The sequence below is a fragment of the Alphaproteobacteria bacterium genome (assembly GCA_030680745.1).
Taxonomy (GTDB): Bacteria; Pseudomonadota; Alphaproteobacteria; order JAUXUR01; family JAUXUR01; genus JAUXUR01.
Window position 1 is genome coordinate 1 of sequence record JAUXUR010000023.1, and the last position, 25,507, is coordinate 25,507.

At 31.3% G+C, this 25,507-nt stretch carries 20 protein-coding genes and 2 pseudogenes; 7 read left to right on the forward strand and 15 right to left on the reverse strand.

The window, feature by feature from the left end; translation table 11 throughout:
• Positions 1-157: 157 nt before the first annotated feature.
• The 8 genes and pseudogenes from Q8L85_01725 to Q8L85_01760 all read right to left on the reverse strand — a co-directional run bounded on the left by Q8L85_01725 (position 158) and on the right by Q8L85_01760 (position 10,043).
• Positions 158-3,847 carry a hypothetical protein gene (locus tag Q8L85_01725; protein ID MDP1723406.1) on the reverse strand — a complete coding sequence of 1,230 codons (3,690 nt, stop codon included), beginning with the start codon at positions 3,845-3,847 and terminating at the stop codon, positions 158-160.
• A gap of 207 nt (positions 3,848-4,054) precedes the next feature.
• Positions 4,055-6,817, reverse strand: coding sequence for an ATP-binding protein (locus Q8L85_01730; protein ID MDP1723407.1), 2,763 nt, complete (start codon positions 6,815-6,817; stop codon positions 4,055-4,057).
• A 346-nt stretch (positions 6,818-7,163) separates the two neighbouring features.
• Complete coding sequence (locus tag Q8L85_01735) at positions 7,164-7,415, reverse strand: hypothetical protein (protein ID MDP1723408.1); 252 nt, start codon at positions 7,413-7,415, stop codon at positions 7,164-7,166.
• A gap of 219 nt (positions 7,416-7,634) precedes the next feature.
• Positions 7,635-7,949, reverse strand: a complete 315-nt coding sequence (locus Q8L85_01740) for a hypothetical protein (protein MDP1723409.1) — start codon at positions 7,947-7,949, stop codon at positions 7,635-7,637.
• Between the two features lie 19 nt (positions 7,950-7,968).
• On the reverse strand, positions 7,969-8,307 hold the full coding sequence (locus tag Q8L85_01745; GenBank protein MDP1723410.1) for a hypothetical protein: 339 nt from the start codon (positions 8,305-8,307) through the stop codon (positions 7,969-7,971).
• Positions 8,304-8,609: a hypothetical protein gene (locus Q8L85_01750; protein MDP1723411.1), complete on the reverse strand. Its 306-nt coding sequence runs from the start codon at positions 8,607-8,609 to the stop codon at positions 8,304-8,306. The genes Q8L85_01745 and Q8L85_01750 overlap by 4 nt, the downstream gene beginning before the upstream one ends.
• Positions 8,610-8,623: 14 nt before the next feature.
• The gene (locus tag Q8L85_01755; GenBank protein ID MDP1723412.1) at positions 8,624-8,941 is read right to left on the reverse strand and encodes a hypothetical protein; all 318 of its coding nucleotides are present in this window, start codon (positions 8,939-8,941) and stop codon (positions 8,624-8,626) included.
• Between the two features lie 352 nt (positions 8,942-9,293).
• Positions 9,294-10,043 (reverse strand): annotated as a pseudogene (locus tag Q8L85_01760) (IS5 family transposase).
• Positions 10,044-10,207: 164 nt separating this feature from the next.
• Between Q8L85_01760 and Q8L85_01765 the strand changes: the two are divergent.
• Positions 10,208-13,666: a hypothetical protein gene (locus tag Q8L85_01765; GenBank protein ID MDP1723413.1), complete on the forward strand. Its 3,459-nt coding sequence runs from the start codon at positions 10,208-10,210 to the stop codon at positions 13,664-13,666.
• Positions 13,667-13,843: 177 nt separating this feature from the next.
• Here the strand turns inward: Q8L85_01765 and Q8L85_01770 are convergent, their stop codons facing one another.
• From Q8L85_01770 to Q8L85_01780, 3 genes are read right to left on the reverse strand one after another with little or no spacing between them, the layout of a single operon-like run.
• Positions 13,844-14,203 (reverse strand): hypothetical protein, encoded by a 360-nt coding sequence (locus Q8L85_01770; protein ID MDP1723414.1) that lies wholly within the window; start codon positions 14,201-14,203, stop codon positions 13,844-13,846.
• Positions 14,204-14,221: 18 nt separating this feature from the next.
• On the reverse strand, positions 14,222-14,806 hold the full coding sequence (locus Q8L85_01775) for a hypothetical protein (GenBank protein ID MDP1723415.1): 585 nt from the start codon (positions 14,804-14,806) through the stop codon (positions 14,222-14,224).
• An 18-nt stretch (positions 14,807-14,824) separates the two neighbouring features.
• Complete coding sequence (locus Q8L85_01780) at positions 14,825-14,953, reverse strand: hypothetical protein (GenBank protein ID MDP1723416.1); 129 nt, start codon at positions 14,951-14,953, stop codon at positions 14,825-14,827.
• A gap of 569 nt (positions 14,954-15,522) precedes the next feature.
• Between Q8L85_01780 and Q8L85_01785 the strand changes: the two are divergent.
• A pseudogene (locus tag Q8L85_01785) lies at positions 15,523-15,762 on the forward strand (Tn3 family transposase).
• 536 nt (positions 15,763-16,298) lie between these two features.
• Here the strand turns inward: Q8L85_01785 and Q8L85_01790 are convergent.
• On the reverse strand, positions 16,299-16,676 hold the full coding sequence (locus tag Q8L85_01790) for a hypothetical protein (protein ID MDP1723417.1): 378 nt from the start codon (positions 16,674-16,676) through the stop codon (positions 16,299-16,301).
• 748 nt (positions 16,677-17,424) lie between these two features.
• Between Q8L85_01790 and Q8L85_01795 the strand changes: the two genes are divergently transcribed.
• From Q8L85_01795 to Q8L85_01805, 3 genes are all read left to right on the forward strand, one after another.
• Positions 17,425-18,135, forward strand: coding sequence for a serine hydrolase domain-containing protein (locus Q8L85_01795; protein ID MDP1723418.1), 711 nt, complete (start codon positions 17,425-17,427; stop codon positions 18,133-18,135).
• A 23-nt stretch (positions 18,136-18,158) separates the two neighbouring features.
• Positions 18,159-18,926: a serine hydrolase domain-containing protein gene (locus Q8L85_01800; GenBank protein ID MDP1723419.1), complete on the forward strand. Its 768-nt coding sequence runs from the start codon at positions 18,159-18,161 to the stop codon at positions 18,924-18,926.
• Between the two features lie 169 nt (positions 18,927-19,095).
• Positions 19,096-19,263 (forward strand): hypothetical protein, encoded by a 168-nt coding sequence (locus Q8L85_01805; GenBank protein ID MDP1723420.1) that lies wholly within the window; start codon positions 19,096-19,098, stop codon positions 19,261-19,263.
• A 231-nt stretch (positions 19,264-19,494) separates the two neighbouring features.
• Here the strand turns inward: Q8L85_01805 and Q8L85_01810 are convergent, their stop codons facing one another.
• The 3 genes from Q8L85_01810 to Q8L85_01820 form a co-directional block, all read right to left on the reverse strand.
• Complete coding sequence (locus Q8L85_01810) at positions 19,495-20,601, reverse strand: Fic family protein (protein ID MDP1723421.1); 1,107 nt, start codon at positions 20,599-20,601, stop codon at positions 19,495-19,497.
• A gap of 248 nt (positions 20,602-20,849) precedes the next feature.
• Positions 20,850-21,419, reverse strand: coding sequence for a recombinase family protein (locus Q8L85_01815; protein ID MDP1723422.1), 570 nt, complete (start codon positions 21,417-21,419; stop codon positions 20,850-20,852).
• A gap of 334 nt (positions 21,420-21,753) precedes the next feature.
• Complete coding sequence (locus Q8L85_01820) at positions 21,754-22,902, reverse strand: DnaA N-terminal domain-containing protein (protein MDP1723423.1); 1,149 nt, start codon at positions 22,900-22,902, stop codon at positions 21,754-21,756.
• A gap of 655 nt (positions 22,903-23,557) precedes the next feature.
• Between Q8L85_01820 and Q8L85_01825 the strand changes: the two genes are divergently transcribed.
• The gene (locus Q8L85_01825) at positions 23,558-24,526 is read left to right on the forward strand and encodes a ParA family protein (protein MDP1723424.1); all 969 of its coding nucleotides are present in this window, start codon (positions 23,558-23,560) and stop codon (positions 24,524-24,526) included.
• Positions 24,527-24,536: 10 nt separating this feature from the next.
• A complete protein-coding gene (locus Q8L85_01830) occupies positions 24,537-25,031 on the forward strand; it encodes a hypothetical protein (protein ID MDP1723425.1) in 495 nt (164 codons plus the stop codon).
• Positions 25,032-25,507: the final 476 nt, after the last annotated feature.

The following is a 25,507-nucleotide window of genomic DNA, read 5'->3' on the forward strand; positions in this document are numbered from 1 at the left end:
TGATTCAAAAAGGTCAGGTCATAGGACATGATTCTTCGTTATCAGCTTTTCAGAATTTTTGCACTCTAATGGCGTAGTGTATCAAAAAGAGGTGGATTGTTTATCTAATTTTACTTAACTCACACAGATGCGACAGAACCGAGCAATCTTCCGTAAATTACATAATACTGCAACGACTTTTAAGCCAATTTTTTGGCTCTTCATTAACCTCATCCTGCGAACCACCAGTATGATCACGTTGCCAACGAGCTTCATAGGAAACTTTTTTAGAGTTTTTGCGCACTTTATAAGCCTTAACCTCATCTTTTCGACCACCAATACCATCACGACAAAACATAGCATATTGATAGGCAGCTTCTGATACAGAATTGATTGCTTTTGTATATAATCGACGCGCATCAGCAAGATCTTTCCGATCACCAGTACCATCCCTACAAAAAATGGCATATTGAGTGGCAGCTTCTGATATACCTTTGCTCGCTTTTTTATAAAATTGACGTGCACGAACAAGATCTTGAGCCCAAAAAATTCCTAAATGACAACATTTCGCAAATAGAAGTATATAGTTTACATCAGATGATTCATTTGCGCATTTTTCATACCATTTTTTAGCTTTATCATAGTTTATTTTACATCCCAAGCCGCCTATATACATTACTGCAAGTTCCAATTGCGCCATAAAATGACTTTGGTTAGCCGCTTTTTTATACCATTCTTTAGCTTCCTCATAATTTTTTTCACATCCCAAGCCATCTTTATACATTTCTGCAAGTTTAAATTGCGCCGCTAAACAATTTTGGTAAGCCGCTATTGTATACCATTTTTTAGCTTCATAATAATTTTGTTCACCTCCCAAACCATCTTTATACATTTCTGCAAGTGTAAATTGCGCCTTTAAATGATTTTGGTTAGCCGCTTTTTGAAACCATTCTCTGGCACTTCGAAGATGGCCCTGTTCTAAAAGAAGCATGGCATATCTATATTGACCTTCTTTATAATTATTGACCTCTGTCGACTCTTTATAAAGTTGTTTAGCCCGAGCAAAATCTATATCTCCACCAAAGCCTGATTCCAGCAATTCAGCTAATTGATATTTGGCTAAATAATTATTTTGCTTGATAGCTTTTTCATAATATGAACGAGCATCTTTATAATTTTTTACAAATTTATAAGCATTCGCCAAATTTAAAAGTGAGTCAGATTTTTGAATAATTTTATCATCAACTTCAATAGGATTATCGAAAGTAATTTCTCTTTCATGGCTATCAGCAGGTTTAACAATTACTTTCAATAATTTTTGATTCTCTATTTTTTCCTTATATGCATCATCTAAACTTTCAATGCCTGATAAAGAAAAGAAACGAAGTGTTTTAATCTCTTCTATATGATCATCGATCAGTTTTACCAAATCTTTTAAACACTCAGTGGTTAAACCCGGATTGCCTCGTAAATCGAGATAATCAAGTTCTTTCATAGATGCTATTTTTGCAAGATCCATATCATTACAAAGATCACTATTAGTAATAATTAATTGACGGATATGTGGCAAACGAACAATTGAATCGAGTAAAACACCCATCCCATCACCATTCAAGCAAATACTTCTAAGATTCTTTTGTTGCGGCGCATTAAGATACTCTTTTAAAAAATCTATTTGTTTTTTGTCTAAGACAAAGTCTCTTAAATCCAGAACCCTTAAAAGTGGCATCATGACTTGATCATAAATCGCTTCATAAATTGATGATGTAGCATCAGGCTTAAGATGATCGAATAATTCTATCGCGTTTGTTAAGATTATTTTAAGGCCGCTTTTAAAATTCTTGTCTAATGGGGTTAGAACTAAGTTATTGTTTAATATTTCTATATGATAAAGTCCACCTTCTAAAATAGGTAAATTAAGATTAGTCGTATCGAATGCATGTTTTGTTTTTTCAATATAATTAAAATCGATCCCACGCCAATCTTTAGGATTGCCGCCTCCTTGTGTATCAGGCTTTAAAACACCGACTACGTGATTACACCGCACAAGATAAAATGTTTTATTTTCAACATAAATATAAGGTGCTTCTAATAAGCTAATTTTATGGGGAATAAAACGATGTTTATCCAAAGACTGTTCTGAATCAATCGCTAAAATCTTTGTATCCAAAGAAACATCACCATCTAAGCTCAGTTCAAAACTAGTTGGATTTTGAAGTGTGTATTGTTCCAACTGTACTTTAAGCTTTGATCTAAAAATATCGCAATCCCTAAAAATAAAACCATCAACTTGTTTCAAATTATTCTCAAGTGAATTACCATTTTGATGACAAGGGCGATAAAGACCTAATATATCATCCCAAAATTTTCTTTCTGAATTGGCGAGCTTATCAGCGAGTTGTATCATTTTTTTGTAATCAAAGTGAGCTTTGTGTTGAATAATAAGATTAACAATGTCATTTTGAGCATTATCAAGATGTTTTATTTCTGAATAACGAAGAATATTGTTTTTAACAACATAAAATTGCAGAAGTTTTTGCTTCACATTTATACTTAAATCAACAAATTCAATAGAATTAGAACATCTGCCCAAAAGATTAAAATAAAGCTCGGGATGATCTATAGCATAATTATCTATAGAATAAATAATATGCATTTTAGAAAGATCAATTTTTTGATCATAAAATTCACTTTCAAAAGATTGCATAATATCAGGCAATTTTCTTAAAAATTCTTCAAGGTTCCCCTCAAGATCTTTTATAAAATCAACATCAATATGTAAAATACCGTTTTGATAATTTGCACCCTTTTGAGTAAAAAGCTTTGCAAACTCACCTTTCTTAGGATGCTCCCCATAACGTGACGTCCCAAATAAATCATCAGAAAGTAAAGACGCCGGCCTAAATTCGTAATAAGGAATGCCTAAAGCTTCTGCTATAGCCTGTGGTGCTTTTTTGTTTCCAATACCAGAATCTGCAAAAAAAACATATTCGTGTCGAAGGTTCATATAATGTTCATTGGCGGGTTGTACGGTAAAAGAATTACGTGCGCAAGCCGAAATTCCTGATAAAATATCACCAAATTGTTCTTTAATTTTAGGCGCATAATCTGAAAGAATTGTTTGTTCATGTAACACATTCTTAATAAGCGATACAATGCTCGGCTGAAAACTATCAGCCGTGCGACTGGATTCAGGCGGCAGCCATTTACATTCTTTAGGCATGCAAAGAATATTGTGAACAAATTGTATGGGATCAAAATGTAGATTAGATCTGTCACGCGCCTCGATTAAAACTTGTTCAATTTGTTTTTGTGTATTTTTATCTAATTTTCCACTATATTTTGCAATAATATAATCACATTCACACTCAAAAATAGGCTCAGTCAAAAGTCCTTTATACCAAGCGTTAATTTCTTCTTCTAAATTTTGTATTTTCCCTGCATCAACGCCTGATCCAGCTAAAGCGTCAGTCAAAGCATTTGTTACTTTATTACTTGCATTAGCTGTTAAACCAGCGGCCAAAAAGCCTGTAAAGTAACCAGCGGCCGCAGTACCTAAGGCAGTAATAATACCACCAACAATTTTACAACGTTTTCGTTTACTATTAATGCCTAAATTTGTTCTTAATCTTTCTTTAAGAATTTGACCTATATAATCATTAAGTGCTTTAATTTTATTCTCATTTAATTTGATTAAAAGATCATCATCACTCACATCTGTAGAACTCACCAAACCTAAATCATAGATTTGTGTCGTAAAAACAGGTTGATAGTTTGGCACAAAATTGGTGTTTTCATTTTTTACTGCAAAAGCTGTAAAATTGAATATAAACGTACAAAACAGAAATATGTGACATATTTTTTTCATTATCATCTCATCAAAATAGATTTAATTTATTTAGAGTAAAACTTTTTTTAATAAATTATTGAAGATTTTTTCGCTATTTTTTCTACGTCCCGCAGATTTTACTGCGGGATCCATAGAAATTATAAAAGCCCTTCAAATATTAACATTACGCTCCTGCACCTTTAATCCCACGGGCTTTACCGCGGGAAGTTAGAAGGTGCCAGGAAGTTAAGAAATAGTTGATTTGAATATTTCTTTCCAAAACTCATATTGAATCGTACCAAGCTCTTTCTCCGCATCTCTTTCAACATATTCATCTTCAGGCACTTCTTCATCGCTTGAATCTTCCTCTTCTTCAATCACTTCTCCCTGATTTTCAGGATTTGCCGAAACGGGAATTGCATACGGCCAAAATTTCTTATTATATAAATTTACTGATCTAAGTTTCTTAAAAAGTGACTCATATTTCATACCATTCATAATTTCAGCAATTGCATCAACAAAAATCTGTTTATCCTCTTCTTGATCTATATTGTTAAGATCATAAACATATTTGATAAAAGCACTGTCCTTTAAATAATCCTTGATCCAATTTAAAATTTCCCCTTGATCATTACTTAATAAATGATCATTTAAGGACTTAAATTTTATACATTCAGGGGAGATATTTAACACTTTAAACCAAACTTCATCTGAATCACTTATTTTGGGGAAAATTTTTGCGACTTTTTTATGTATCTCATCAAAATTTTGTATTTCTGGAAAATAATTCATTATAAAAAGAGCTAGATAAGCACTTACATCTTCAATATTAAGATCTTTTTTTAACGCTATTTTCCTAAAGAAAATATTCTTCATAAGATACTCTTTAATTTTTTTTATTTTTTCTTCACGATCCAGACTGATAAAAGTGTCAATCTTAGCGTATTCAAGCCAATAATCAGGAAAATAATTAGCCAATTTTTCTGCAATACGCCTTAATTTGCGTGGTGATTCATGAGGAAAGTACTTAAGGATAAACTCAATAAGTTTATCTCGATTGGTTTTTGCTTTGTCACCATTAAGAGGATTATTAAGGGAATATTCCATCAATTTACTATCATCGATAAATTTTTCAAGAATAGGCTTTTTACTGCCAACAGGAAAATCATCGAATTTAATCATTTTAACGCGGTCTCTAAAAGCTTCAAATTTATCAACTGCGTTTGTGAATTCTCTTTGACCTTTTCGTTGATTTTGCATTTCATTCAAGTCCGAATTGGCAGTCATGATAATAATAAGACCTGAAATATCAATTTCAACTTCTTTTCCAAAATACTCACATTTTAATGTTTTTGTATCAGGGCTAAGAGCCTCTAAAAGGGCATTAGAAATATCTTTAGGTTCAGCAATAACACGATCCACATCATCAATAATTAAGATTGGATTTTTCCAATTCTTTTTATTGCTTTTGTCACCTACGAAAAAAGGTTTTACAAGTTTCCCAAGGCAAGGGCTAACATAATCAAACTTTCCTGTAAGCGAAGATGCCGATAAATCTTCCTTGGAAAAAACTTGCAAATAGCTATAAGGCAGATCTAATTTTTTTGCAATTTCTTCAGCTGCATGGCTTTTACCGGTACCAGTCTCACCATAAAATAGATAGCGTAAAGATGTGCGTGTATCATCAGGCACTGTAGAAGGCTTATATTTGCTTTGGTTTTTTTCTATATCACAAGTATTTTGAGAACGATCGCAAATAGATTTAATAAGTTCTTTTAGTTCATCTTGAGTTTGTTTTGAATAATTGGAAAGCAAAGAAGGTTTTTCAAATAAACCTTCTATATATTCTCCAACAACCTTTTGTGAGTCTTCATAAGATGTTACACTCCAATCTGGTCCTGGTGGCAAAGGCTTTGTTTCATGAGGTAATTCTATACAATGATTAATAAAATCATTTGATTTTGAATCTTTTGAAAATCTACTTTTATATAAAACTCCTAAAGCTTTTTTACGCATTCCTTCTTGCATTTTGTCAAGACCACGAATAATTCTTTCTTCATCTTTTTGACATGGATCATTCGCTAAAGCATGTAAAATATCAGCACGCGCATTGACCAGTTCTTTTATTGAGGTCTTTTCAGGCCTCATAGCATCAACCCCAACCCCTACACCTCGTAAACCCACGTTCACCACTTTTTGCTTCATCTTATCGCCAATAAGTTTAGAATTTTGGGCTAAAAGTCTTGCAGCGTCACTGGAAAAACCAGAAACAGGCTCAACAAGAGGCGTAAAAGCACCTAAACCATAAAGAATGCCAAATTCAGCTATAGGCAAAACAACCGCTTTTGCAACATCCACCAACATTGATTTTGAAATATTCTTATCCGTAAAAGATATTTTATCAGCTAAAGGCAAGACAACAGCTTTTGTAGCATCCACCAACATTGATTTTGAAATATTCTTATCGGTAAAAGGTATTTTAAGCGTCCAACTTTTTACGGCAAGGCTATCATCTTGCTTTGATTGCACTATGTTTTGATTTGAAGCGATATCATCTTGCTTTGGTTGCTCTATGCTTTCACTTATAACTATATTATCTTGCTTTGGTTGCTCTATGCTTTCACTTATAACTATATTATCTTGCTTTGATTGAACTATGTTTTGATTTTCAGCGATATCATCTTTCTTTATTGGCTCTATGCTTTGATTTATCTTAGGCTCATCTTTAATGATTTTCTTTTTAGGCGTCCAACCTTTTACGGTAAAGAAGTCTTCTCGCTTTATTTGCTCTAAGGTTTGATCTATCTTAAACAAAAGATCATTTTCAATGATTTTCTTTTTCCGTTTTTCTAATTCTGCAAGCCTTTTTTGTGCACCACCTTCACCCCAATATTCATCACCATCAAATTCATATAATTCTGGATGATTTGCCAAAGCTCTTGCGACGGCCTCATAACCATTAGCAAAAATATGGGTGGTTAAATGGGTAAAGAAAATTACAAAAAACATTATCCACTTTGACATCATAATGAATTTCATAATTTTTGGGTTTAGTCGGTCTGTATAATTTTTATGCATCATATTCCTACTTAATTTGTTGTTTTCTCAATATAGTTGTAATTTTAATACATTTATTCTTTGGAAGAAAATAAATGTCTTTAATTCAATTGATCTGACTTTAAAAGTCTTTTGTACTCTGCAGAACAAAACGCACTAACTGAATTGTTTCTGATGTGAGTGGTATATCATATTCATTGACATCATTAAGTCGATAAATATATTCTGTAAAAAGACCATAAAAAAAATGGTCTTTCTTTACATTTTAAATCGATGTTATTTAGATTTATTTTTTTTACTATGATAAAAATCCTTTTTTAACGCATTTTTGAATCATAGGCATAATTTTATCAATTTCTTTTTTGATTTTCATTTTTTCCAAATAGCCTGTTGCGTCATCAAGTTCAGCATTGAGATCATTCAAGCATTCTTGTGCTAAATTACAATTTTCTTTGTTTATTTTGACGGAACCATCTGATTCAAATTCAACAGCTTGGGTTGAAAATGATAAGAAAATAGTACCTATTAAGATAAGATGATGAAGTTTCATTTGTTTTTTCCTATATTTTAAAAGCATAATATTATCTACCAAAGAAGGTAAAAACCTTTTATTTACAATGGGTTTAGACAAAAAAAGTTACAAGATGGAATTTAGCAGAAGCTTGTCTAACACCATCCCTTCTACCAAAAAATATTTGATATGAAGCTGTCCGCAAAAGGGGCCCTATGGAAGAACCCCAAATATTTGAACTTAAAACCAAAAAATCAGTTACATCCGATAATCTGGAAATACATCTTCCAAGTCACCTATTTCAGGACATTTTTTATAGGCTTCTTTGAGTTTTTTAAGCTTTTGTGATTTTTTATTTATCAAAGCCTTTATCTGACTTGTTTGTGGATCAAGTTTTTTCAAATCCGCAATCTCTTCTTCACAAGATTCTATTTTAGGCATATATCTGTCATAACATTTTTGCTTACGCTTAACATCATCATAAGAATCCGGAAGAACAGAATTTGCTTGAGACATAAAAAGTCCAGAAAGTACAAGACCAACAGTCATAAATTTAGTCATATTTTTTTTCATTTCAGTAATCCTTTATTACTCAGTTATAGATGAACAAGTTATTATAATCTAAAATAGTACCGCTATAAGCGATGCCTGCATTTTTTTCACCATTTTCAATGCAATAATCTAGAGCTTCTTCTAATTCAAGTAACATACTTTTAAAAACTTCAATCCGTTCTGTTCGCTTTTCGTTTTCGCCTGGCCTAGCCTTTTCGTAAGCTTTCTCTATTTTAAGATGCTCACCCACAATTTCGGCTCTTGTACCCCATTTTTGTTTACAGACTTTTTTATTTTCCTCATCGGTCAAACCTGCATAAAGGGGCTGCATATTTAGAGCAATCAATATTGCTCCCATTAAAAATGCAGTTTTTTTCATTTTTTATTCCAATCTATTTCTTTTTTAAAACCAATAGTCGTTTTGTATTTCTTCTTCTTACATCTCTTTTCACATTTTTCCAGCTTCTTAGACGCATAATTTATCTGTTTCTTTAAAAATTTTCTTTCCTTTGGATGATTAAGATATTGCTGAATAAATTCTGTGTACATCTCCACATATTCTTCACAATCCGGAAATTCTGTCGTTCTTTCCACTTCTTGCTGAAAGTTAAATTCATCACCAGCATTGGCATTTGCCAATGGCATAAAAAAACATAAAAGTACTAAAAAAGTTTTTTGCATTATTTTCTATCTCCTTAAAAAGTTACACCCCAACCAAACCCAAAACCCTGCGGACGCGCACGTTTTTTGTCTTGTTTTTCCTCACATTTTCCAAGTTTTTTATATAAATATTTTAATTCAGCCTTTGCTTTTTTTTCGCTTTCTTTATTTTTTTCTTCACGGTATTCAACAATTTCTTCGACCTTATTCGTAATCTTTTTAGCGTATTTTGAACAATCTTTATATTCCGTTCTACATTCCATTGCAATTTCGCCCTCGACCCAAAAGTAAGCCTCTGCTTTATTTGTGCTTATTGCACTCAGCAAAGAAACGGCTAAAATTATTTTTTTCATTTTACAATTTTTCACATAGTACAATTAAGATTTTAGTTTTCATGATTTCTTCTATTATCTCTATCTACTTAGACATTAAATTTTAAATACACATTTCATTACTGAATGTGTGAAAAAATAAAATATCAAATTATTTTTAATAAAAATACCCGTAAAAAATACTGGGTTTTTTATTTTTTGAAAGATCTTTATCTATATCCTTTTTGAATTAAGCTTTTGAAAAACAAAATAAAAAAGCTATTTTATCTATATAAAGAATTTTTAACAAAAAAATTACGATCAAAATTAAAATTGTAACACCAGACTGAAAATAATGGTGGTGTAAAAGATCGTATTAGGGGCTGTTGACATTTCACATTGGCAACCAAATGTAGCTACAGGCCATAGCGAGCATTGATGCATAGTTTCTTTTTAATTTATCATATCGAGTTGCAATAGAACGAAAGTGCTTAAGTCTAGCAAAAATATTTTCAACTAAATGTCTATATTTATACAATCCCCAATCCATATCAGCATTTCCTATTATTGAATTTTTTTTCCTTGGAATAATGGGTATAGATGATTTTTTTTGGATTAAATCTCGTAATTCTTCACTATCATACCATTTATCTGCAATTATATAATTCGATACAGGAAGTTTTTCTATAAATTCAGCCGCAGCTTTTCAATCATGAACTTCTCCACCTGTAATTTTGAATTCAATTGGCAAGCCGCATCCATCAACTGCCATATGTATTTTGGATGTATTTCCAGCCACAGATTTTCCAATTGCTTGATTTTCTTTACCAACAGCTCCTGCGCTATGTTGATGAGCCTTAACTATAATATCATCAATAAATTCCCATTCTAAATCAGGATCATAAGCTAATTCTTTAAAAATTTTCATTAATTTTCCTTTTAAAAACCAGCGGTTAAATTTTTGATAAATTAAATTCCAGCTTCCAAATTCTTCTGGTAGGTCTCGCCAAGGACAGCCAATTCTCATACGGTATAAAATTCCTTCTACCATTTTTCGAAGATTTGACTTGTTATAAATTCCATGTTCAAGCATGGTATTTCTTAGCTTAGACCAGAACTCATCATTGAGCATAAGTCGGACCATAATAAACTCGTTTAATTTAGTTTCTCTAATCTTCATTATGAGAGTTTATTATTATTATTTATCAAAAACTTAATTCGAAATGTCAACATCAACTACTTATTTTTATTGTATTTTTTAATAGATCCTGTTAGTTTTTATAAAATCTTTTTTAATTAGGCGTTATGATGAATTTAAAAATACTTCTTTCCATTGCAATTTCCGCTATCCTTATTGTAAATCCACTTTTCGCAGCCAAAGATAATAAAAAAAATCTTAAAAGAAGCACTGTAACAAGATCGTCGGAAGTCAATCCGCCCAAAAAAAAAGTAAAAATAAGTTATTCCGATCAAAAAAAATTGGACTTAATCGAAGAACAAAAAAACAATTACCCAAATCCAATTATTTGGGAAGATATAATAAAACACTCATTAAAGCTTACATCAAAAGAGTCCAAAAATTACATTAAAAACGATATTAATACAGAAAAAGATAGGAACGTATTTCTTAATATATTTAAAAGGCTTTATAACAAAAACCTATCTTTAAATGACAATTATTTTATATTTACATCAATAGCTAAGTACATGAAACTTTACTATTTTACAAACGAAGACACTGAACTTCACCTCATTGAAGCAATAGAAAACATTATGAAGAATTCAAAATTCGACAAATCTATAGCTCTTGAACTTTTAAATGCTATCAACTTAAAAAAAATACCCAACGATAAAACAGAAATCGTCAAAAATTTTATGTCGGAAATCACACAAGAAGACGATCAATCCTTTTTTGCACTCGCTATGTTTAGATACATATTAAGCAATTACAATAAGTTAAGCGATACTTCCATGCAAAACTTCGCAAAAAAAATACGGCCTTATAAAAATTTATTAACAGTGCAAGGCTTAAATCTTAAAAAATATCTTACTTTCGGTGAGCACTGCGACACAAGCAACATATTGAATTTTTTGCATTACTCTGCAACACAAGAAAGCAAAGAATATATTCAATCACTCAATCAAAATGAGGCGGAAATCTTAAAAAAAATACTCAACCAATTGGATGAAAAATCTAACAAAAATGATTTCCTTCAAAAATTAAGCAGCCTTTCTGACAAATTCCCTCATCTATATCTCAAAAATTTTTCTACAGCAAAAAATTGCTTCACATGCCCTATAGCAACTTTTTTTGAGAAAAGCACTTTTTATACAATGAATGAAACTGAATTAAATATTTTTTTAAATGATTACGTTCCTTTATTTAAAGAAAAACTAGGTGAATTTTGGAAAGATGCAGTGAATGCAAGCGCGCTTCTTACGTTTGTGGCAATCGAAGAAAAATGTGCCTTATTAATCAATGAAGAAATTCCAAACGAAATATTTCAACGTCATTTTATACTTTTCCTGCTTGATTCCATGGAACAAATTAAAATCAAAAGTGAATTTTCTAAAAAAATTGATCCAGAAACGGATGATGCCTATTTCAGAAGAATGTCTTCTAGTGAAATCACTCAATATATCAGCGAAATTATTGATATAGAATTGAACTCAAAACTAATTCATGCATTAATAACATTAACCAAACGAAATCTACTCACGTGTATCTTAAAGAATCCTAACAACAAAACACTCAATGAAATCTTAAACCTTCATAGCAACACCAATTTTCTCAACGATTTGATCAATAATTTAAGAAACTTTGAAACCGACGATCAAAATCATAAAAATTATAATGAAGTATTAAGAAAAATATGCAAAAAGCTTTTTACCCTGAATCTAAATTTAAAGTGTGAAAAAACAACCAAAGATCTTACAGAATTTATTAAATTAGACGTAGAAATCATAAAAAATTTACATAAAAAAATAATGATCTTACATCAAAGCACAAAGACCGCCTTTCAATCAAACTCTCTCCTTTCAAAATATAAAATTAAAAAGAATGAGGAAATAAAAAATCATGTTGCATCCATTCTTCGCGATTTAAGTGACAATAATCATGCTGATTATCTAAAAGAGATTGAAAAACAAATAGAATCAATCTCAGCTATTCACTTAAAAACTATCTCTACGCATAGGATTAATCCCTTGCCAAAAAATTTAATACCTATCTTTGCAAAAGTTATTCCAGAATTCACTGAAACTCAAATAAATACAATACCATTCCTTATTTTCTTATTCATGACGGGCAAAGAAAATATGGTCGAAAACATGGATCTGGTAAATAGTGTTTTTAATTGTTTAGGAATGATTTTCTTACCCAATATGCACATAAGAATCAATGAAATTGAAAAGAAAACTATTGCAAATGCTTTTAGATATATTTATTCATACAAAAATTTAATTACAAATGAGACTGAAGTAGAAAATAAAATTTTTTCTGACTTTCAACCTGTTGACGCTATAACAAAAAAAAGAAGCGACACATTATTAGAAATCAAAGATTATTTACAAAAAGTTTTAAGAAGAATTACGTCGCAGAATTACACGGACAGACAAAGCGCGCATACAAAAAAATCTCATGCTGACGTTGACAATATGATTCAAAATCTATGTAAAGAATTTTCTTTAAAAGATTACACAGCATTCACTATGACTCCTCCTGAACTATTTAAAACAAACCTAACAATTCGTCAGTTTTTTACATTAGCTATCCCTAATTATGATCTAGAAACATATAATATTTTCTTTGATATATTATCAATCCCTGCAGAAAAAAATGAAGAAAATCAAACCAACATGTTTAGCGTTAACATTCACCCAAAAGAAATGGACCTAAATAATAAATTTTCAAAAGCATTGGAAGATTATTATACGCAATTTTTAAACAATCCAAAAATCTCTAAAGACGAAAAAGAAATATCATTTCGAGAAATATTTAATAAATTTTGCGTACACATTACAGAAAACAAAAGGCTTTCCGATAAAGATCCTGAAATGCTACCAAACGAAATAAATACCTATATTGACGCCTTTTTATCTTATCACGCAAAAGCGACGATTTGTAAAATCATCAAAATATGTATCTTAAGCAAAGATAATTTTTCAGATCCTATAAAAGGCAATTATGTGAAAGGGCTTTTCCCTCTATTGCTTAGAACCATATTAAAAATTCAAAATTCAACAAATGATGTGATAGATCTACAGGATAAATTTCTTACTCTCAGAAACAATTTAGCCTATGCAAACATTGAATATGTAGATGAAAAAATAAGAAAAAATACACCATTTCAAGAAGCATTACTAATAGGTGAAGCATGTCCATATGGAATGTCGTATAATAGTCTCGAAATATTATTGAACAATACAACAAAGGATAAGGGCTTAAAAATTCTTACAGCCGATTTCATCCCCGTTGTCATGCATTTAATTCAACCTGCATTTGAACGAATCGCTCAATTAAATGTATCTACCGACGAAAAAGTAAAAGAACTTAAAAATTCGATCGTTCAAACGCTTAGTGATCCTGAAAAATATGATCAAGAGTTTTGGGATGAACAAAAAGAGGCGCACAAACAAATCGAAGATATTATTGAAGGACTTCGCGATCAATTTCAGGATACAAATCCAGAAATAGAGGAAGAGGATGAAATACAAATGGATATTGATGAAGAGGCTCTGTCCGGCAGGGTAAAAGTTCCCCGTTAAATGGGAATGTGCAACACAGCCCTCTTGTGCGTCTTGGTAAAAAGGAAGCATTAAAACACAAATGGCCGATTAAAAAATGATCTTCAATATGTTAAAATTCTAAAATCAATCATCATTGGAAATGACAATTAAAGCGCATGGATAATCCTTAAGTCGGTTCCTTGTTCCATTGCTCCACTAACGCCTAATTCCAAAAATTAGAAAAGCATACCTTTTAAGTGTAGACAAAAAAGAAGGAGGTTCCTTAGTCACAGAAATATACCGAGGTAAATTATCATCACAAGGGGCAAGGTTATTGCGCAAAATCCACCCTCCTGGACCATCAAGGGAGGACAACTCTTTTTGAAACGCCGGATTATAAAATTCTTGCCATTTTAAAGGAGAATCCCACTCTTTAAGGTAAGCCTGACGTTCGATGTCATTTAAAGAAGCCCAAAAAGGCAACCAGACCCCAAGAGCCCAAACTTCACCCTCTTGACGCCAAAATATATCCGAAGGCAAAAAACCAAGATACTCAATCCAAGGGGGATTACACATCTTCTTCTTTTTGTCCCTTTATTTAGCTAACGGAAAAAAGAGGACTTGTGTAAATTGCGTGGGAGGAGTCGTGTATCCTTGCAGAATTTTACCATCATAATAAATGATGCCTTGATCTTTATTGTCAGCTCTTTTTCCAATACAGAACTGAATACTTTCTCCGACCATCGTCTTCTGATCAACCGTATTTTTTCCCCATTTGACTCCTTTCCATGGACCGGTAATGGCCTTTGGATCCTGATTATTAATATCTGAAACATCGATCAAATTACCAAATCTTGTCTCAACTTCTTTGGCAGAGATGATCAGATTGTTAAGGGCTGAATTTTCATTCGTTAGGATCTTAATCCTACCATCTTTTAAGGGCTCAAAGGTGATATCAATCGTTCCGGACTTCTTTAAACTCAATGCCCCTTGATTCTGATTTAATTCCAGCATTTGTGCATGTTCTTGTTTTGTTAGACCCAAATTTTCGTGATAAGGGAGTGGCTGTCCTTTGGGGGTTGAACCCACAAATTCTAAAGCCCACTCAGGATTTTTCTTTAACCCCACTTTTAATTTTGCAGCTAATTTTTCAAATTCTTCAGAGGATTGTATTTCCATGATATCGGCTTGAATTGTTTACCCTGTAACGGGGAGGTATTGTTTCCAATCTTTTTCTAACCCTTTTTCAGCGTACCCGGCATTAGAAAAGCTTAACGCAAGGAAAATAAGGCTTAGTTTAGAACACAACGGTCTGAATAATTTCATGTTTAGGTTCCTTTTTTAAATTTCGTGCATTTTAGAATGGTTAGTTTTCATCTGGCAATATGTTTAAATAATTTTTTTATGTCAATAGCATTACTAGATTCTCGAAATAAACGTTTAAAACGTTTTGTATCTGAAGTGCATTTACGGGGTTCTGTCGCATCTGTGTGAGTTGAGTAAAATTAGGGCATCTGCTGACATAAATTCCAACAGATGCAGATTATTATTAATTTAAAAAACCAAGATCGTAACATTTAGGGGTGGTGTTAGACAAGCTTTCGCCAATCAGCATCTTGAAACTTTTTTATGTTTAAACCTATTGTAAATAAAAGATTCTTACCTCATATTGTCATATCAATTTTCGTTTTTAAATTTTTTTTAATTCAATATTAGTTTTTAAAATAAACAATACATTTACTCACTCTTACTCGAGGCATTAGAGTCGTCAATATCTTGAAATCTATTCAAAGCGTTAATTCAAGATTAAGAGCAAGAATACAAAGTAAACATTGGGAATTTTTCTCTTTAAAACTTCAAGATGCGGTTTGGCGGAAGCTTATCTAACACCACCCCAATTAGGGGCTCTAGGGTTGGTAGTCAATATTATTATCCTGTGGAACACAATCTACATAGAGGCTGTACTGAAGAAACTTCGACAGGAAGGTCATATTATTTTAGATGAAGATGTTGCTCGATTGTCACCTCTTATTCATGCTCATATCAATATGCTGGGACTGTACTCGTTTGCGGTTTCAGATGCTATAGAAAGGGGTGAATTGAGACCTATACGTAATCCAAAAGATGCTCCTTAGTGTATTTACGGTTCCACTACTCCCCTAACCCCTTTATCAACTTTTCAGAATTTTTGCACTCTAACACTAATGGCATAGTCTGTCAAAAGGGAGCAAAGTTTACATAATTTTTTATCTAACCTCAACAGATACGACAGAACCTCACTACCTACGTGCCGCGACCATAACATTACCCATAAGTATGATAATCTATTGATACTTAATATGAATTTTTAGACAATGTCCTCTTTTTAAGGGGCATTATCTATATTATGCGCGTAAAAGAACCCTTAGTTTTCTGTCGTTGCGAGTGGCGAAGCCGCGTGGCAATCCAGAAAATAGCCCTACAAAAATTATAAATGTTGATTTTAGAACTAGATTGCCACACACCCTACGGGGATTCGCAACGACGAGTCCCTTTGTTTTTCTTTTTAATTCAATTGGTTGCGCTTTAATTCACCATTTTTTAATTTCCGAATTCTCGTTCATACTTATGGGTAATGATATGGCCGCGACTTGTATGCGGCACGTAGACGAAGATGAAATTTTAACAAAGCTTAATCATCTTTATCCGTTCTTTCAAATTCCACATAAAATGAAGAAGGATTGTCATGAGCTTTTTCAAGAGATGCTATAAGACCAGCTTTCAAAGTTCTTTTGATAGCTTTGGTTAAATGATAGCGATTTGTTTCTGTGACACGATATTCACCTTTTGGATTTAAGCTTACATGAACATTAAAAGAAACTATATAATCCGAATTATTGAGTCTTTTTTCATATGTTCTCTCCACCTTTTCTTTATCAACTTTCTTTAATTTCTCTTTTACAGAAACTAATTCTTCAGGATTCATAGAAAATGATTGGCCAGAAGAAAGTGCTATTGTTAACAAGAATAAAGAAAATTTTGTTAAACGTTTTTTTATAATGTAGTTCATTTATTTACTCCAATTTAATTGTTGTTTACTATTGATATATACAAATTATCACTTTTAATTAAAAAACAAAAGTCACAGCTATAGAACGTAATGTTGACTAATATTCAACAATAAAAAAACAAATGTTATTTTTTTAATATCTATTTATCTGTATACATATTTTAATTTATTGTTTATTTTTGTTCTTTTATTTTTTAATTGAAAAATATTAATAATAATAAGAAGAAGTTAGACGAAAAATTAGTTATAGAAACTTACACTTTAATGGATAAAACTTCATTTTAAGAGATGAAAATACTCTAAAAATCATAGTAAGGAAGATATATAATCAAGCTTATTTTTTATATGATTATTATTTTTAGGGCTTACACCATAGTTTTTTGCTAACTCCTGCCATCGGCTTAAAGCTTGTCTCGTTTGATCTATGATGAGATGAATTTTAGGTTTATCAATTTTAGCAATTTTACCAAATTTCACTATATGATCAAAGGAGATATTATTGCCCGCCCCCATCACCATAGTACTTTGCTCTCCACGCGCACAAAGTGCGTTTCATAGATGTGTAAATGCAGGGTGCTAACGTACAAACGACACTAAAGTTACATACTAGGTATAGATTTTATGAAATGTTAACAGCCTCTAGCCAAATTGTTTATTTGGATTCATAAAGATGTTATCTTTATAAGCATATAACAGAACATTTTTACCAACAGATTCAAAAGCACTTATTATCAAAGGTAACAACACAATGAAAAGATTGGTTTTAAAAATATCCCTCATAGTATTATTGGGCGTCAATCTTTCTTCATGCACTAAAACACTTGTACCCAAAAAGAATACGATGCCAATTCTAACAAATGAAAAACTTCCAATGTATCAATCTGAGCAACAATCCATAAAAAAAGTCGAAAATGCGTTGCGTGAGTCTGTTGTTATTGAGGGAGAAAATCCTCAACACATGAACCTTTTGGAGAGAATGGCACATTATGATGCGCCTGGGGTCAGTATTGCTGTGATTAATGATGGAAAATTAGCGTGGGCAAAAGGATATGGAGCATTTACAAATAGTTCAGACAGTAAACCTGTTGATACTAATACGTTATTTCAAGCAGGTTCTATCAGTAAATCACTCAATGCAATTGGGGCTTTACTCTTGGTACAGCAAGGAAAAATTTCTTTGGACGAAGATGTAAATCAATATCTTAAATCCTGGAAGATTCCTGCGCATAAATTTACGAAAGACGGTAAAGTTAATTTAAGACGATTGCTTTCACATAATGCAGGTATTTCTGTTCATGGATTTCCTGGTTATAATATTGATCAAAAAATTCCTTCTCTTGTCGAGATTTTAGATGGCAAAAAGCCTGTTGTGAATACAGATCCTATTCGTGTTATCACGCAGCCAGGCAAAGAATCTCGGGTGGCACAACCATTGTTCAATTTCTTATTGAAGATGTGACGGGTGAGAAATATGATATTTGGATGCAAAAAAATGTTTTAGTACCATTAGGGATGCATGCTAGCACTTTCAATCAACCTTTATCTACAAAAGATAGTCAGATTGCGGCGCATGGACATATCAAAGCAGGTGAAAAAGTAAAAGGGAATTGGCATATTTATCCTGAAATGGCAGCAGCGGGTTTATGGACAAATCCAACAGATTTGGCCCATTTTATTTTATCTATTCAAAATATTTTAAAAGGGCATGCGGGGCTATTGCATATTGATCTTGTTAAAGAAATGATCAAACCTCAAATAGAAAAAACGGGGTTGGGTGTTTTTGTGAGTGGCGAAAATGCGGATTTTAAATTTTCGCATGGTGGTGTAGATGAAGGGTTTATTGCAGAATTAAGCGCTTACCCTTTTCGAGGACAAGGCATGATTGTTATGGTTAATAGTACAAATGCTTTTGGACTAATAACTGAGGTGACACACGCAATTGCTGATGTTTATAAAATACCGGGGTTTGAGCCTATTACAAAGAAAGTAATTCAGGTTGATCCAATGTCACATAAAAAATTTGTGGGTGTTTATAAGCATGATAAAAATGAAGTGGAAATAGTTCTTATCGATGAGAAGCTTTTTGTTCTTAATAAAGATAATCACAAATTAAATCAGGAATTATGGCCCATCAAGGTAAATACATTTTTTGATAAAAATGTCGTGATAACACTAGAGTTTAAAGGTTCTTCAAAAAAGATTGATGCTTTTGAAGTGATACACCAAAATGGCAAAAAAACTATTATTTAATTTATTGGGTACAGAAGAACCAAATTCTTTTATGTCTGCAATAGATCTACTTGTAAACATTGGAGAAAATGTTTAGGTTTTTAAAAAAATTGTCTCTTCTGATAAAGCACAACAAGTTTTAGATTATTTAATTGTTCATGAAAAAGATTCATGGAAACAAAATAATCATATGTTACAGCAACATCGTCTTTTACTGGAAGAACTTTCAAAAAAAGATGATTATGAACTAGAAGATGATTTTCTTTCATCAGATGACAAAAAACGTAAATATAGATCTTCTGATGATGCTGATGATCTTAAGAAACGTAAACGTCAAAAGAAACTCGATGATAGGTAAAGGTTCTGTCGCATCTGTTGAAGGAAAGAGAAAAAAGCAATAAACTTCATTGGGATAAAAAAATTGTTATCCCCAGTTTCTGGGGATAAATATGTTATAAACATATTAAAAACAACATAAAAAGAATGAGTTAAAGGTAAATTTTATTGTATTACACAAGTCACACAGATGCAACAGAACCCAAAAAACGAGACCTAAAAACTAAGTAATAACTTAAACCACATTAAGTATTCATGCGTTTTGTTCATTTATATTTTGTGTGACTAGAGTTTCATATATTTCGCAAAGTTGATATGTCCTTGTTTTAGGTGCAGGATTTGATATTTCTAAAAATTTCTCTTCTACCCATTTTTTACTTAAATGACGCGCTTGTCGTTCACTAAAATTGAAAAATTGAGAAATGTCTTTTGTTGTTATTTCTTTTGTTGATAAAAATAATTTAAGAATTTGTCGTTGTTGTGGTTTTAATTGACGTAGTAATTGAGAATGATCTACACGACCAAAATCTTTTGATTTTCTTGCTTGTTTACAAATAATATCAAATGATTCTGACATGCCTTGAATAAAATATTCTAAAAAAGATGTAAGGTCTTCTGTAGAACGATTGCCATCATAATAATCTTCATCTGTACCAATGGTTAACGCATTATAATAAGATTGAAGATCTCGTGCATAATATTCCTCTAAAGAATATATTCCTTTAAGACCATATCCATACTTATGTAATATGAGTGTAGTAAGCAAACGAGCAGTCCGACCATTTCCATCATAATAAGGATGAATTGTTGCAAATTGATAATGGGCTAATCCAGCAAGAATAGGTATGGGGATGTGTTGTTTAATAGAATTATTGATCCATTCTACTAAATCTGTCATTAAAATTGGTACTTCATCATGTTTAGGTGGAATATAAACAACAAGTTTTCCGCTTCTAATCACATTTTGGCCATCTCTATAAGGTATAGGTTTGTTATGTCCTATAAAAGATATACCGTGAAGCATTTTTATATCATATTCATGAATAATATGAGGCTCTTTTAAAGAAAGTTTTTCAATATATTCTAGTGCTTTATAATAATTAAGAACTTCCTCTTCATCTTTTTTTTTATTTGGAAAATGAGATCCTTCTTTAATAACTTTTTTTACTTCCGATGGAGTAAGCCTGTTTCCTTCTATTGCTGTTGAATGATGTGTTGACATTAATCGTGCAGATTCACGCAAAGAAGCTATAACTAAAGATGTTATAGGTAAATAAGTAATGTCATGCTTACAAACCTCTATCGAGGTCAGCGCATTTACTATTTTCGGCGTAATTGTATATTTTGGGATAAAGCTCATAGAATGATTTTAAGGGATATTGTTATTATTTGTCAATTATAATACCAGTAAATTTCCGGTATTTTGTCGTAAAAAGTCGCTAAATCTATTTTAAACTCTTAAAATAAGGTTCTGTCGCGTTTGTGCAGCTTGAGTAAAAATTAGGTAAATATTGCTATCTTTTTATATACTACATCATTAGATGTGCAAAAATTCTAAAAAATTTATAAATAAACACAACAAACTATAATCTATATTGATGATATTTTTTATTTCAATTTAAGATAGCGATATAAAGTTGGTTTTGAAATCTGTAATTCTTTGCAAATATTTTCTATGGGCATTGATTTATCGTGATGTAATTTTTGAGCGGCTAATACTTTTGGATTATATTTGCTTATTGGCTTTCTGCCCCCTACCCTGCCCCTAGCACGTGCTGCTTCTAATCCTGATTTTGTTCTTTCTTGAATAAGACGTCTTTCAAACTGAGCAAGTGACGAAAATATATTAAAGATAAGCTCTCCTGATGCAGTCGTTGTATCTATATGCCCATCTGAAATAGATTTAAATCCAATTTTTCTTACAATCAAATTTTCAATGGTTGAAACAAGATGAGACATTGATCTCCCTAAACGATCTAATCGCCAAACAACAAGTGTGTCCCCTGATTGTAAAGTTTCTAAACATTCATTTAATCCAGGCCTATCCGTTTTAGAACCAGAGACAACATCTGTGAAAATATTCTTTTTTTCACACCCTATTTTTTTAAGCGCATCAATCTGAAGATTAAGTTCCTGCCCCGATGTTGAAACACGTGCATATCCGATTAATCTGCTCATTAAGAATACCTTCCTTACTTTTATCTCATAAATTGCCAATTTTCATAAGATTATGATACATTGATTTATGATATAAGTTAATGATAATTTTAAGCACTCTACATATCTTTAATTCAGTCGTTTTTTAATATTGATATTTTAGTATCATTAAACGGCCGTTTGATGATACTTAGGAAGCCGCGCGGTATCACCCTTTTACAAGCAAGCTTGCCCTCTATTTGAAAAGCATCAAATATCTTAAAGTCTCTTGAAAAATAGAAGGACTTCTTCATCTACGGGGCAAGCCTCGTCGTTTTACGTTTATACTATAAAAAAGTTTATCGATAAAATAAATTTACATTTTTAACATTACATCTCCATAAACATTTATTTTTTTCCAAATTAAATCAATTGATTTCTTAAAATTAGTATTTATGTAATTAAACATAAATTTATTAGGTGCTGATAAAATAATATTATCCCCTTCCCTATCCCATTTTATTGTTTCAAACCAATTTTTATAAGTGCAAACACCATTTTTTTTCAATAATATTATTTGAATCGTTTTTATATATTCATCCCCTTCTACACTTTGTATTTGATGAGATATATCGTCTATTAATTGATTAGATGGTATTATTGCTGTTTGTTCCTTAAATTCAGTTAATCCAAAATCACCTTCAAAAATTCTTTGAATAATATCGAATTTTAAAGCCCAATCGAGTGATGCCTTAAAAGTTTTTTTTATTTTCCCCATTAAGAATTTGCTTTGTGTTATTTTCCAACAAAAACTCTTCCATTTATCCAGTGAAGCATCAAATTTTAACTTAAAAGCTGCTACAAGATGCTGTGCTCTTTTTTTGTTTAATAATAAAGTTTGTTTGTTTTCTTCTACAATTTCAATCCATATATCAATCATTTCTTTTGATATATTATTTATTTTTTTTTCGACTTGTTGGACTTGATAAGATTTATTTATTTTTTGAAAATCAGATTTATAAGTTAAGTTTTTTGAAGTATTCTCAGAATCCTTATTTATGATTGGATCATTTTGATCTAATGGATAGATCATTTTGATCGGTTGGTCTAAATTTTTTTGTTTGTTTTCTGTTTCAATGATTGAATTTTTTATTGGAAAAAAATCATCTTTTTTTTCATGCCCAATTATTTCATTTAAGCGCTCATAATTTATTGTATAATAATTGGTACGTATGGCTTTGTTTGGATTTAAAGATTCTATAAAAATAACATTTTGGTTTCTGAGATATGCTATTGATCTTTTGATTGTGGCTTCCGAGATTGTTTTTATATTATTCGCCCAATCTTTAATTGAATTATAAATCCACCTTTTTCCTTTATAGGTAACACCAATACTGGATTCAGATGTTAACCAATAATGAAGTTGTTGTAAAAACAAAGCAGGTGATCTACCTAAGTGCTGCACAATAACAGGTTGTAAAACCAAACAATTTTCTTTTGGCATTATAATGCGTGCTTCTGACATTGTTAATTATCCTTAACTGAAATTTAACGTCATACACCATAAATATTGATATCATAGTAAATAAATATTACTATGATATGCTAGTACGCTGTCGATTATGATGTACGGCTAATTAAGAAATCCTCGGTGATCTAGACCGGGGATTTTTTTTATGTTTAATCAAATTGTCTTAACGTAAGACCGTTTAAGTAAACCTCTTATTAAGCTATAAAACTTAAATTGAAGAATATCAAGATGGTTTTTTATAATCAATTTTAAAATCATTTGTCTCTCTTTCCATATATATAACATCATTTATTTTTTTGTAACTAACTGAAAATATTGAATAATATAGATATATCTTTGAGGTGAGCTATAGTTTTGTATTTTTGGGGCGTGTTTAGATGTGGTGCATGAAAATAATAAAACGTTTAACATTCAAATTATATACAAATTATAAACAAATACAAATCAATTGCTAAACATTTAATAATCGTATATTAATTGAAGATTTTCTTTTTTAAAAAATTAAATAAAAACAAATGGTTATAATTTTTTTGTTTTTTATACATTTAGGTGTTGTTTTTTAATCGTTTTGTATGTGTTTATAATACGTATTGTATATGTACATTATTTTGTTATAATAAAAAAATGGTGTTTAATACATGAGGTAAAAATGATACAAGATAATATTAATGCAAAAATGACAGCAGCAGAGGCAGCTAATTTTTTAGGGATGACACTTCAATATGTTCATAAACATCTTAAGTTGAAAAACTTAATTTCTTATAAAAGTCAAAACAGGGTATTTTTTGGATATGAAACGTCTAAGCAATTATTCAATATTAGGTTTACGCCTAAAATAATTTCTTTTCAGATTGTTAAGGGTGGAACTGGAAAAACATCATTAGCGCATTCTTTTGCTGTTAGATCAAATTTATACGGCGCGCGCGTGCTTTGTATTGATTTGGATCAACAAGGTAATTTATCCCAAGCGTTTAATGTAAATCCAAAAGATACGCCGGTGATGATTGATATATTAAAAGATAATCTTAGATTAGAAACTGCAGTTGTTAATATATCGCCTGGGCTAGATTTAGTTCCAAGCAGAATTGAAAATGCAATATTAGATAATTTTATAATGCTAAATAAGTATCCTTTAGATAGAGTTTATGCAAATCTTTTTCAAAAGGCTTTAAAACATTATGATGTTATTGTGGTTGATTGTCCTCCTGCTCTTGGACAATCTGTTGCGGCGGCAACGCTTTCTTCAGATATGGTCGTTGCACCATTAACTCCAGAGCAATTTAGTTTGTCTGGTTTAAGAATATCTTATGAAGAGATTAAAAGCTTAGGCGATAAATTTGGTAAAGACGTTGCATTAAAAATTGTATTAAATAAATTTGATTCAAGAACTGCTCTTTCTAATGAGGTTTTTTCTAAAATATTTAATCATGAAATTTTCAAGACTTTACTTTGTCAAACTTTTGTTAGAATATGTCAAGAATTTCCAAATACAATATATACAGGCTCTAATATATTTTCTTCATTAAAAAACACTGTTGCTAAAGAAGATATAGATTTATTTACCAGAGAGGTTCTTGGATTAAAACGAGACGAAAACAACTTAATGATTTCTGCGTAGGTGATATATCATGCCGCTCATTAAAGACCTTATGAAGGAAAAAGACCTTACAACAAAGTTTAAAAAGAAATCTTATCGCCCCTGGGATGATGATATTCTTTCTTCAAGTGTTGAAAATGACCAAAGTAGCAATACAGAACAAGCTGTTATTGAGTCTGCTGATCAGCGTTCTCCAGTCCAATCTCAAGATGTTCAAGTTGATCAGCAATTAATAAATTATGAGAGAGAATATCGTAATTTATATGGTGTTCAAAAGTCTATTATTGCTTATTTTCTTAAAACAATTGAATCAAATGACTCTGAATATTATTACACACAGCCTATTATTATTAAAGATCTTTCAGTGATTGTAAAATCTGCAGCGCCATCAGTTCATACTTCTTTGCAAAGATTAAAGCAAAAAGGATTGATTGAGTCACATGATAATAAAAGAGGAAAGGGTGGGTATGGTTGTTATAAGATAAAAGTAGATATATTTCAGGGCCTTCAAAGGAAATTTGTTTAAAAAACATATTATAATCGTTTGTTAATCGTTACATAAATGTTTTATAAACGAATATAGTTTAAATTTTATTGCAAACGCAAAACCATGAGGTTTGATTCGTGGATGAAGGAGTCTATCTTTTTTCTGAGGCTTTACAATTTTAGAGTTTTTTAAATGGAGGACAAGCATGCATGTAATATGCGATCCTACGTGGCTTGTCCAAGTTCACTATAATAATAGAAGGAAGGTACGATACGTATGCTGAACGTATTATTTTTCATGAGATTTAAAACAAATTTGTTTAATAAACGTATTGTTTTTGTTTGTTAATCGTTATATAAACGTATTGTAATAAAATATACTTGTATCCTATAGTGTGAATGTGCGGCTATGTGGTTTTTCTGGGATGAAACTATAATAGTGGAAAGAAGGCACGTATAGTTTATGTATGCTAAAAGTAGATAAATTTTTAGGTGTGAAGCATATTTGTTTGATAT